The following is an 11996-nucleotide window of genomic DNA, read 5'->3' as shown; positions in this document are numbered from 1 at the left end:
AGGTTTCCACCCTATTCACAATCTCAACAACTAATTTCACTTGTTAACTATTTTATAAATTTATAATTTGGGGGTGGGGGAATTTTCGGCTGTCACGGTGGGGGAATTTTCGATTGACATTACCAATTTCGTAGGGACTACCCTAACTATGCGCTTAGCCCTTGGGAAAAACCATCCAATTCCCAGGTTGTTTCAAGTTCCCGGACCTTTGCATCTGGAACATGCTTTCTTTCGGCGAGCGGAAATAGCCACTGCAGGATCGCTGGATTATTGGATCGCCTCGTGTCGATGGAGCTATGAAAGGTATAGCGCCTCTGGAATCACTCGGAATCGACTGTTTTTATCATATTATGGTACGGATCCGGCTATTTTTACTGTTCATGAGAAACATAAGCTTCGAAAGGAATTAGGTATTGATGACAAGGTAAGATTGGTTGGCATGGTAGCTTTCATGTATGCACCTAAGTGGTATCTGCGGCAAACTCGAGGTATTAAGGGGCATGAAGATCTAATTGATGCGATCTCAATCTGTCTTGAGAAAGGTCTCGATATAGCTGGTGTTTTCATTGGTGGTGCCTGGAACAATGCTATTGCTTATGAAGATAGCGTTATGAAATATGGCAAAAAACGATGTGGAGAGCGGATTTTTTTTCTCGGCACAAGAATGGATGTACCTCAACTCTATCCAGACTTCGATGTTGCAGTACATCCATCCCATTCCGAGAATTTGGGAGGAGTTGTCGAATCACTGCTGGCTTGCCGCCCAACTATTGCTACCAGAGTTGGGGGCTTCCCCGATCTAGTGATTGACGGGGAGAGCGGCTGGCTGGTACCCTCTCGGCGTCCGGATTTACTTGCAAAGGCCATCATCGATGTGCTGCGCGATCCAGATGAATCATTAATACGGGCCCGGCGAGGCCAAGCCCTCACTCAAAATTTGTTAGATGTTAAGCGTACCGGGAAAGAGATTGCAGAAATCTATAAAACTGTAATGAAGGAAATTGAGGAACCTGCCCATTGAACAAGCTCATAAAATCAGGGCTGATCTTTTTAATCATCTATTGTCCTCTGGCTTTTGGGGCGGTGCACATTTTTTCGTTCACCGTCATGGAGATCGGCGTACTCCTGCTGTGGTTCGGCTGGCTTGTAAGCCGGATTCTGAATTCGCCATCAGCAATAATCAAAGGATCAAGGGAAAAACATTATTTCCTGCTGGTGGAGTGGATGCCGTTTCATTCCCTCGGGCTTCTCTTTATCGGCCTTATCCTCCTGCAGTTGATACCCTGGCCAAGCTCATGGGTAAAAGTCATCTCCCCCGAAACATTCAGGGTGTACAATCTGGCGCTTGAGACAGTTCCAGCCTTTATCTCCTTATCGTTCTATCGATACGCTACCAGGATGGGCTTATATAGGGTCATGGCCTATCTTGGGGTATTTTTCCTGATTATCAACTGGGCAGACGCGCAGGAAAAAATCCAGGGGCTGGTCTATGCTTTTGTCTTTGTGGGCATTTTCGAAGCGATCTATGGGATCTTGCGTTTTTCAGGGGGATATTCGCATATCTGGTGGTTTGAAAATATCCGGTCAGTGTCGTGGGTCACAGGGACATATATCAACAAAAACCACCTGGCTGGCCTGCTGGAAATTACCATTCCCATTACCTTCGGATTTCTGATTGCCACTGCCGGAAGGCGAATCAGGGCAAGAGAAAGGTCCCGCAGCCAGATTAAGGGAATCAGAGGATTTTTGTTATCCCTCGATCTCGGGAATTCAATTCTCTCTCAAACCACCCTCATTATTTTCCTGATAGCCATGATGGTCCTGGGGCTGATACTTTCCGGATCCCGGGGAGGGATTATTTCCCTGGCCGTGAGTTTCCTCTTCATGAACAGCATCTTATTTTTTCGAAAACGGTTCAGGCGGTATGCCACTGTCTCTTTAATCATCTGCTCGATAGCCCTGATCTATGGGCTTCGGACAGGAGTGGAGAGAACAGTTCAAAATTTTAAAAACATCGCCGAAGACAGCGAAGTCAGGGTGCGTTTTGCCAAAACATCCCTGGGCTTGATAAAAGATTTCCCGCTGCTGGGAACAGGCTGGGGAACATTCAGAGAGGCTTACCGGAGATACCAGGATCCTGAAGATGAAACCTATGATATAGACCATGCCCACCATGACTGGATTGAGCTTGGCGCGGAAACGGGTTTCCTGGGGCTTGGTCTGGTCACTGTTTCTTTTCTGTTTTGTTTGGGATATTTCTTTTCTCTCTGGAGAAAAAGAAAAAACAGCTTCAGTATCGGGATCGGTTTGGGAGGCATGGGCGCTATGGTCTCGCTGGCCTTGCACAGTTTCGGAGATTTTAATATGCATATTCCAGCCAATGCCCTGCTGTTGAGTATGGCTATGGGGATTGCCCTGGCGTCCCTGATCTGGCAGAGAGAAAGCAGCTTACGGAGTGGGGGGCGGATAAGGAAAATGCCTCAAAAAGTGACCGTCAGCTTCCCCGGCTGGCTTCGATGGCCTCTGGCTCTGGCAGTGACGGGTGGGTTTTGCTGTGCAGTGGTGGTGGTGGTAAAACCCTGGCTGGCGGAAAGGGCTCTTCCCACTCTTCCTGACAGCACTCTTGAAGGGATGATATCCCCCGTTCTGGAGAATGCCTGTACGGCTATTCATTACGAGAGGGGGAATGCGGAATATTTTCATTGGCTGGCTTTCCTGCTCGGAAAAAAAAGAGATCAGGAAACACCGGATGAGAATAGCCGGAAAGAGGAGGAAGGGCAGGTTTTGAACAATTTGATTCTTCTTGCTCTCAGGAAAGCCATTCAACTGAATCCGGTGAATCCCTATTACCATTTGAAATTAGCTGAACATATGCTGAAATCGGGAGAGCGGTTTGAAGATTTACATCAACTGCAGCCTCTTATGGAGGCTTCAGAAAAGGAGTACGACAGATCCCTCTCTCTCATGCCTGAGTCGGCAAATATTAATTTTTCCGCAGGATGCTATTGGCTGTGGAAATCAAAAATAATGGAAATGGAAGATGAAATGGCATGCCGGAAAGCTTTTGGCCGTTTTATCCGCTGCTTCAGGAAGGCATATCATATCAACCGGCAATATAAGCAGAATATTCAGCAAGCAGTTCACCAGTATTATCCGGATGTCGCAGTTCACGCCGAAATCTTTTCGGACAAAACCTCAGCGGGACATTCTCGTCCCGTCCCTCTCATATGATGCCGTATACCTTTCAAAGAACTGGATTCACACATGGTTAAAGGAGATCTCTATGCTCGACAATTGTGTGTCCGACATCAGGCATAAGCTCAGAAAAAATCTGCTGTTTGTTCTCCTTGCAGACGCTTTGCTGTTTACAATCTCGTATTGGGGTTCGTACTATCTTCGTTTTGACTTAAGATTTTCTCATATCCAATATTTCAATTTTAAAAATACCCTGTTTCCCATTGTCTTGATAAAAATTCTGATTTTCTCTTATTACGGCCTTTATCGAGGTGTATGGCGCTACACAGGTTTGCGGGATTTGGGAAATATCATCAAGGCATCCATAGTCAGCTCACTCTCTATTATATTGCTTATCCGGATTACTTACGGCTTTCAAGGCATTGCACGTTCTGTATTTCTTATAGACAGTTTTCTTACGGTTTATCTTATCGGAGGGTTTCGATTAATGCTCAGAATTGCTCTCGTCCAGGGCAAACAGGGAAAAATTATCTGGAGGAAAAGTAACCACGATGCCGGAAGGAAAAGAAAGGTATTGATTATAGGGGCCGGTGACGCTGGAGAGATGATCCTTCGCGAGATTAATAATAATCCTGCTCTTGGTTATACCGTAGTCGGCTTCCTCGACGATGATCCTGATAAAATCAACCGGTTTATTCATGGTGTTAAGGTATTGGGGAACATACAGAGGATTACCTCACTTGTGAAAGACATTGATCTTAGTGAAATTATTATTGCTATCCCTTCCGCATCCGAAGAAAAGATGCGATCCATGGTAACCTGTTGTCAAAAAACCGGCATACAGTGCAAGATCATCCCGGGTTTCGGAGAGTTAATGAACGGCAAGGTTCATCTATCAGCAATTCGCGATATATCTTACGCCGATCTTCTGGGGAGGAATCAGGTTGAATTGGATATGGACAGGATCGGTGCTTACCTGAGCGGAAAATGTGTTCTGGTAACCGGTGCAGGCGGCTCGATCGGCTCTGAGTGCTGTCGTCAGATAGCCCGGTATAAACCGAAGAACCTGATTATGCTCGACCGGGCAGAAAGCAGTCTGTACGATATCGAAATGGAACTGAAGGATATCTTCCCCAAACAGGGGCTGGTGCCGGTCCTGGGCTCAATAACCTGCTTGCCCAGGCTGAAAAGAATTTTCGAGCAATTCGAGCCCCAGGTAGTTTTTCACGCTGCAGCCTATAAACATGTACCCATGATGGAGATGCATCCCTGGGAGGGAGTATATAATAATATCCTGGGTACCAAGAACCTCCTGGATGTGGCCTTGAAGGCAGGAGTAGAGCAGTTTGTCCTTATCTCTACAGACAAGGCTGTACGGCCTACCAATGTTATGGGTGCCTGCAAAAGGGTGGCTGAGATTATCCTTCAGCTAAAGTACAAGGAAGCTGCCATCGCAGGGGTGCCCCTGCAATCGAAAATCATGGCTGTGCGGTTTGGCAATGTCATCGGAAGTGCGGGAAGCGTGGTTCCGCTTTTTAAGAAACAGATTGCCAGAGGCGGGCCGCTGACCATTACTCATCCGGAGGTTATCCGGTACTTTATGACTATCAATGAAGCTGTGCAGCTTGTCTTGCAGGCCGGAGCAATTGGCAAGAGCGGTGAAATTTACATCCTGAAAATGGGTAAACCAATAAAGATCATTGATATGGCCAGGGATTTAATCCGGCTGTATGGGTTTGATCCTGATAGAGATATAAAGATAAACATTACCGGACTCAGGCCGGGAGAAAAACTTTATGAAGAGCTGATTACCGAAGGGGAACATATTGTTGCTACTCCCCACGAACGGCTCATGGTATTGAAAGGTAATGGCAGCAATGGAATGATGTATCGTGACCTGGAAGAAAAGATTGAAGAGCTGTTATCAGCCGCAGACAGAGGTGATACGGCAGGGATAAAATCGCTGCTGAAAGAAATTGTGCCTGAATATAATCCCCAAACGGGGAAGGAAAGTACAAACCCCATTAATGAGCAGGTAATCGGGGCAGTAAATGAAAAAACACGGAGGGAGATGGTATTGCAGTATAGTTAGCGGTCAGAATCCAGCAGTCGGTATTCCCCGTAAGCGGGTCACTTTTGCAAACCCTGTTTTGGGACAGGATCTTTTGGAGAATTATTACCCATGTCGCTTAAAATAATAAAATCTCTCACGGCAAAGCCTGCATCTTTTCCCTGTATCCATCCAAGATATTCGGCAGTATTTTTTCTTTCTTTTTTTATGGTTTATTTCACTTCATCCTTTGCTGCCTCTCTGAGCTTGAGAGACTATGGTGTTGGTCCTCATGATGTATTAAAAATAGAGATATGGAATAACCCTGATCTTTCACAGGAGGTGACAGTTTCATTGGGGAATAAGATCTCGTTTCCCCTGATAGGAGAAATGAACGTCAAGGGACTCACCACCGAACAGGTGCAGCATAAGATTCAAGCCCGCTTAGCCGATGGATACCTGGTTAACCCTCAGGTTACGGTAACTGTCAAGGAGTACAACAGTCAGAAGGTATATGTGCTGGGAGAAGTCAATAAGCCGGGCTATTACTCTTTGTCCAGGGCGGCCACTATGGTCGATGTTATCGCCGCGGCTGGCGGGCTTGCTCAGGATGCAGGACAGGAAATGTATGTCTTGCGTTCCGGGGAAAAGGGAAATATTCCACCTGAGCTTTTGTCCACTGCCCTGAAGAATGATTCTGGAGGTGGAGCCGGATTACCGAGCCAGGTCATAACGGTCAGCCTTGATGATTTCAACCAGGGTGTTAACCTTGATTTTCAACTCCGGGACAATGATACCCTCTATATCCCAAAGGCAAAATTCTTCTATGTGACTGGAGAGGTAAAGTATCCCGGCAGATTCAGACTGGAAAAAGAAATGAAGATCCTTCAGGCAATTTCAATGGCCCAGGGGCTTACTGACAGGGCCAATAAGAAGAGAATAAAAGTCATACGAACTATCAGAGGCAGAAATCAGGAAATAAAAGCCAAAATGACAGATCCGGTCTTAGCGGATGATATTATCGATGTTCCGGAAAGTTTCTTTTAGTTTCTCTTTGAAGAGAATTCCCAAAAACATGCTTTTGAAAAATAAAACGGAAAAAGAATAAAGGAATACTGATATGGAATATCAACAATCCAGTTTGTATGAGGAAGAAATACATCTGCGGGACTATTGGCGAGTGATAGTAAAGTACCGATGGACTGTCATTACCCTGTTTACCATCTCGCTGATAACGGTAGCTATAGTCACCTTTCACACCAGGCCGGTTTATAAGTCTACGGTACAGGTTCTCATAGACAAGGAGAACCCCAATATTCTCTCCATCAAGGAAGTCATGTCCCTGGATGCTCAAGATCTTGATTATTACCAGACACAATACAAGATCCTGCAGAGCCGCTCGCTGGCCAAGGTGGTTATCGATACTCTCGCTCTTGCCCGTCATCGGGAGTTTATTGGCCATCGTGGGGATGAAAATAATCAAGGTCTTCTTGCTGCCATCGGGAATTCTATCAAAAAGCCCCTCATTTCTTTGATGCCTCTATCGGTTGCCCGTACGAACGCAACCATTACCCTGTCCCCTGAAGAGATGCGGGAGCGGGAAGAATCCTGCCTGATCGATGCATTTCTCGGTAAGCTGCACGTTGAGCCGATCAGAAACAGTCATCTGGTCAATATCAGTTTCATGGCCCATGATCCCGTTTTGGCAACCAGGGTGGTCAATACTCTGGCCGATCAGTATATTCAACACAATTTACAGCTCAAGTATGAGGCATCCATGAACGCTTCCGACTGGCTGAACCAGAACGTGGGGGAACTGAAGAAAAAGGTAGAGGCCTCCGAAGAGGCGCTCCATTCCTATAAGGAGCAAAATAAAATAGTCTCCCTCGAAGAGAAGCAAAACATCATCGTTCAGAAGCTTTCAGAGCTCAACAGTGCAGTCACTGAGGCCAAAACAAAAAGGATCCGCCTGGAGACTCTCTATGATCAGGCAAAAAAATGCAAAGAGAATGAAGAGATGCTGGAATCTCTTCCCTCGGTCATGAATAATTCACTTATCCAGGAGCTGAAAAAAGACTACATCGCTCTCCTGGGGGAGTATAACCGGGAGTCCAAACAATATGGCGCCAAGCATCCCAACATCATGAAAATCAGCTCTCAAATACAGACCCTGGAAAAAAAGATCAACTCCGAGGTCCAGAAGATTGTAAACAGCATCAAGACCGAATATGAAATAGCCGTGGCCCAGGAGGGGATTTTGCTCCAAGCCCTGAACGAGCAGAAGGAAGAAGCCCTGGATTTGAACAAAAAGGCAATACAATATAATGTCTTGAAGCGGGATGCCGAGAGTAATCAGCAGATGTTCGAGGTGGTTTTAAACCGTCTGAAAGAAACCGACCTTACCCGTGGATTGAAGAACAGCAATATTCGAATTATTGACCGGGCTGAAGTGCCGGATAAGCCAATTAAGCCAAACAAAAAGTTAAACCTTCTCCTGGGAGCAATCGTTGGATTGTTTGCGGGCATTGGGCTGTCCTTCTTCCTTGAATATTTGGATAACACCATCAAAACTCCGGAAGATGTGAAGCGATACCTTCATATCCCCCTGCTGGCCACTGTTCCCCACCTGGTTATCAAGGAAACCAGAGAGTCGCCTTGTCCTGAGCTGATCACCCTGAATAACCCGAAAAGCCACACCAGTGAAACCTATAAGACGCTCCGGACAAGCATTCTCTTTTCCTTTCCTGAGAGTAATAGCAAGGCACTGCTGATCACCAGCGTCAATCCCATGGAGGGAAAGAGCATCACTTCGGCAAACCTGGCCATCACTATGGCCCAGGGTGGCTCCAGAGTGGTTATCATTGATGGCGATATGCGCAAACCACGCCTTCACCGGCTCATGAATTTAAAAAATGAACAAGGAATCTCAAATCTCCTCACTGGACAGTGCTTACTGGAGGAAACTCTTCATGACGGGCCGATTCCTAACCTTACAATAATAACCTGCGGCCAGCTCCCTCCCAACCCCTCGGAGCTTCTGGTATCACCTAACCTGAAAGAAATTTTAGAGAAGCTGAAAAGGCAGTATGATTATATTATCATTGACTCTCCACCTCTGGTGGCTGTAACCGATGCCGTGATTATCAGCCGTATCGTCGATGGCGTGGCTCTGGTGATTCATGGGGGGGCAACCAGTAAGGAAGACATTATGCAGGGCCGGGATCTTCTGCAAAATGCCAATGCTCCCCTTTTGGGAGTAATCATCAATAATATCGATCTTGGCAAGCGAAGCCGCTATTATTATTACAACTATCGGTACTATGGAGATGATAAGGCCTCCAAAAACAGCCGTCCCCAAAAACACCTACCCTCCGAGAATTAAGGGGAAGTGAGCTGATGGGTGTAATTGAAATTTAAAAATCCTGCCGATTTATTAACATTGCTTTATTCTGTTTTACCTCTAAATCCCGTACTAGAGCGAAGATCTTAAAATTTTTCGAAGCATTCTATCTTATATTACTTATAATAACCTCCAGAGGAGAATTAAAATGAAATTTCAAAATCGTACCAGCTATACACTTATTTCCCTCGGAATTTCGATTTTTCTTCTCACGACAGGCAGCAGCAGGCTTGTCCATGCAAAAGATACCCGATCATCTCCACTGTTTGAAGAGTCATTACAGGAAACATTGCGAGAGTTTAATGCCGGTACCAGAAAAATTGGCAAAAAGTCGGGGGTAGTCCAAAGCCGAAGCAGGATAGAAGAGGATGAAGGTCCTTTTGCCTTTGACAGGGAGATAAGTTACGATTTTGAAACTTTCCTCGAAGATGTGAACAAGGCAAAACTCTTGTCTCTTTTGCTCTTAGGTCACACAGTGAAAAGCGTAATCAAGAATCCCGTGCTGTATGTGGGTGCAGCAAACAGAGCGCAAGACCCTCAAAGTCTTCTGTTTTCTTGCTGGCCTACCTTTTGGGGATCAACCTGTCGAGGTTTTACGTGTACTCATGCTTTCCCTACCCTGATCGGGAGAACCTGCAGCGTCACCTGCGGACTTCGATCTACCTGCAGGAGCGGCTGGTTCTGCCGACATCATCCTTCACCCTGTGCCGAGGTGGATAATCTGAATCGCCTGGCTCAGGAAAACGGAAAGCCAATTACCTTAACTATTTTTTAATACGCAGCTTAACTTATATGTTTTCACCGGCTGAGAGCCTCCCTGACTCTATGGGTAGAGTCAGGGAGGCTCTCGGTTTTTATCAGGTAAATCTGCTCATCTGTATGCCCGTATGGTGAAGTGTTTAAAAATTTCCGGTCATACCGGTTCAAGAAAACCTTTTCCTGCTTTTTCCCGGATAGCCCTGTTTCTTGCTCTGGTAAATATTAATCTGGGCAATCTGCTTTACTTTGGCGATCCGACAGCCAGAATGACTTCCTGTTTTCTCGGAATGGTTTTAGTCGCCTCCATACTCCGGGAAAATTGGCGGTTCAAAAAAAGAGCTCTCTTTCAAAGTTATATCCTGGCTGCACTCAGTTTTGCCTGGATGCTGCTCTTCCTTTTTTCATCGGGAGCCGGGTTTATTGGATTGGTTTGTGCACTGGAGTGTTTGATGGCCCTCGGCGCAAGGGAAGGGGATCAGGGCCAGATCCATGCTTGTATGGCCACTACCGGATTGGTGGCTTTATTTGATTATGGATACAGTCATAGCACCCTGGTCTGGTACGGGGTGAAAGGGGCGAATCATCTGCTGATGAACCTTATCGGAGCCCTGACAAGGCAGGAAATGCTCTTTGGACATCATTCTTCCGGTTTTTTTATCCTGATACCCGGTATCTTGTATGTTCTGGTTCTCATTGTGCAGGTCTCGATGGCCGGGAAGGAAAAGCTTACCGACATTCTGGCTGCTTCTGGATTCTTTCTCCTTCTTATCCTGGCCAGCCTGACAATCTATCTTTTTGGACAACAGGTTGTCTTTTCCCGCATCCGGCTCAATATATACGAGGCATCCTCCCTGCTCACTCCCTTTGAAACCCACTGGCTCGCTTTTCTGATATTCCTGATCCCTCTCTATTTTATCAGCAGAAGACTCCTTCCCGTGAACCTTCACCCGAATCGGTCATCGAAAAGCACAAGAAGCATCATAGGGTGGCTTGCCGCGGTTTTCCTTCTTTTATGCTCGCTGATTATGTGGGACAGATGGAAAATCTGCCACTTTTCACCTCCGGATGACAAAACGATTTTGATCTACGATAATCTGGATTGGTCTGTTCCAAAGTTTGGATATTATGGGGAGAGAAGCGGGGGAATGTTCGGCAGCTTACCGGACCTTTTAAGCTCATTGGGTTATACGGTGCAGGTCGACAGGGTAATCACTGAAGAAAAACTCAAAAAATTCAATGCCCTCGTTATTATCAATCTCATGGAAGGATTTGATGAGCCAACCAGGAAAGCGATTCACCACTATATAAAGGCAGGGGGAAGCCTGCTGGTCATGGGAGATCATACCGGTTTTGGTTTTATCCGGGAGCCCTTGAATGATCTTTTACAACCTCTACCCATTTCCTTTCAGTTTGACAGTGCCAGACCCTTTATCTCATCCTGGCAAGATTGTATGGAAATACGGCCACACCGCATAACAGAACAGGTTATCACGGAAAACGATGTCCAGATCTGGACCGGCGCATCATTAGCCGTGTACTATCCCGCCAATCCGATTCTGATCGGGAAAAGGGCTTTTTCCGATGCCGGTGACAGAACCAACAGCCGGGATGGTTTCCTGGGCGATCTCTGGTATCAGAAAACAGAATGGCTGGGAGATGTCGTTCTGGCGGCTGAAGCCAGATTCGGACAGGGAAAGGTTCTCGTATTCGGAGATACTTCCAGTTTACAAAACGGGTCCCTGCTCTACAATCAGCAGTTCATCCAGGATATCTTCCGATGGCTGACTGAAGAAAGTCTCCCGGAAAGGAGCACCTGCCTTCGGTACATTCTCTGGCTTGTATTTCTCTTTTTCCTGGTGCTGGCCTGGTATGAATATCCCCCGATCGCCGTTCTCTGGCTGGTTTGCAGCCTCTATCTCTTTCAGGCACCAGCCCGTTTTTTTCATCAACCTGGCCGATGTCCCCGCCATAAGGCCAAAGCTCTGGTGGCCTGTATTGATAACTCTCATGGTGAATTCTTCGATGTGACCGGATGGCAAAAAAACTCTCTCGATGGACTGGCTTATAATCTGATGAGAAACCGCTATACTCCCTTCATCACCAAAAGGCTCGATTTCAATCTCCTGGACAAGTCAGACCTGGGGATTTTCATTAATCCCACGCAATGCTTTTCCCGGAAAGAAGAAAAGGCTCTTCGAGCTTTTATGGAAAAGGGAGGTCTTCTTATCTGGACAGCAGGCTGGACAATCAAGGAGGCGAGCAGGTCATTTTGGGGAGATTTGGGACTATCTCTGGCTAACGTTCCCCTTGGACCGGTCAAGGGTAACTATGGGAATTATGAGGTGCAATTTCAAGATGCCTGGCCCATCCGAATTGAGAAGCGGATAAGGGATCGGACGAGGATTTTCCTTCAGAAAGGAGAGTATCCCCTGGTGGTTTTCCGAAGGTATGGACAGGGAGGAATTCTCGTAATCCCGGATACCCGCTTTTTACTCAATCGAAATCTTGAACATGGAAACAACTGCTTTCAGGAAGGCAATATCTTTTTCTTCCGAGATGTAATCAAAGAGATTTCAAGAGGATAGCGATAAG

7 protein-coding genes are annotated in these 11996 nt (G+C 46.3%); all 7 read left to right on the top strand.

Annotated features, from left to right (window positions below; genetic code table 11):
- Positions 1-148 precede the first annotated feature (148 nt).
- The 7 genes from AB1611_02940 to AB1611_02910 all read left to right on the top strand — a co-directional run bounded on the left by AB1611_02940 (position 149) and on the right by AB1611_02910 (position 11989).
- The gene (locus AB1611_02940; GenBank protein ID MEW6378547.1) at positions 149-1021 is read left to right on the top strand and encodes a glycosyltransferase family 4 protein; all 873 of its coding nucleotides are present in this window, start codon (positions 149-151) and stop codon (positions 1019-1021) included.
- Positions 1018-3231, top strand: a complete 2214-nt coding sequence (locus tag AB1611_02935) for an O-antigen ligase family protein (protein MEW6378546.1) — start codon at positions 1018-1020, stop codon at positions 3229-3231. Before AB1611_02940 ends, AB1611_02935 begins: the two co-directional genes overlap by 4 nt.
- Before the next feature lie 52 nt (positions 3232-3283).
- A complete protein-coding gene (locus AB1611_02930) occupies positions 3284-5287 on the top strand; it encodes a nucleoside-diphosphate sugar epimerase/dehydratase (protein ID MEW6378545.1) in 2004 nt (667 codons plus the stop codon).
- A gap of 90 nt (positions 5288-5377) precedes the next feature.
- Positions 5378-6292 (top strand): polysaccharide biosynthesis/export family protein, encoded by a 915-nt coding sequence (locus AB1611_02925; GenBank protein MEW6378544.1) that lies wholly within the window; start codon positions 5378-5380, stop codon positions 6290-6292.
- A gap of 73 nt (positions 6293-6365) precedes the next feature.
- Positions 6366-8627, top strand: coding sequence for a polysaccharide biosynthesis tyrosine autokinase (locus tag AB1611_02920; GenBank protein ID MEW6378543.1), 2262 nt, complete (start codon positions 6366-6368; stop codon positions 8625-8627).
- 166 nt (positions 8628-8793) lie between these two features.
- On the top strand, positions 8794-9420 hold the full coding sequence (locus AB1611_02915) for a hypothetical protein (protein ID MEW6378542.1): 627 nt from the start codon (positions 8794-8796) through the stop codon (positions 9418-9420).
- A 112-nt stretch (positions 9421-9532) separates the two neighbouring features.
- Positions 9533-11989, top strand: a complete 2457-nt coding sequence (locus tag AB1611_02910) for a hypothetical protein (GenBank protein ID MEW6378541.1) — start codon at positions 9533-9535, stop codon at positions 11987-11989.
- The last annotated feature ends 7 nt before the right edge of the window (positions 11990-11996 follow it).

Source organism: bacterium (assembly GCA_040755755.1).
Lineage (GTDB): Bacteria > SZUA-182 > SZUA-182 > DTGQ01 > DTGQ01 > DTGQ01.
Note: the sequence above shows the minus strand (reverse complement) of the source record. Positions and strands in the feature narration are given on the sequence as shown.

What these genes read in the sequence shown, in the direction of transcription:
- AB1611_02925 (MEW6378544.1), top strand. Translation starts at nt 5,378, where the DNA reads ATGTCGCTTAAAATAATAAAATCTCTCACGGCAAAGCCTGCATCTTTT.
- AB1611_02915 (MEW6378542.1), top strand. Translation starts at nt 8,794, where the DNA reads ATGAAATTTCAAAATCGTACCAGCTATACACTTATTTCCCTCGGAATT.
- AB1611_02910 (MEW6378541.1), top strand. Translation starts at nt 9,533, where the DNA reads ATGGTGAAGTGTTTAAAAATTTCCGGTCATACCGGTTCAAGAAAACCT.
- AB1611_02930 (MEW6378545.1), top strand. Translation starts at nt 3,284, where the DNA reads ATGCTCGACAATTGTGTGTCCGACATCAGGCATAAGCTCAGAAAAAAT.
- AB1611_02940 (MEW6378547.1), top strand. Translation starts at nt 149, where the DNA reads ATGCGCTTAGCCCTTGGGAAAAACCATCCAATTCCCAGGTTGTTTCAA.
- AB1611_02920 (MEW6378543.1), top strand. Translation starts at nt 6,366, where the DNA reads ATGGAATATCAACAATCCAGTTTGTATGAGGAAGAAATACATCTGCGG.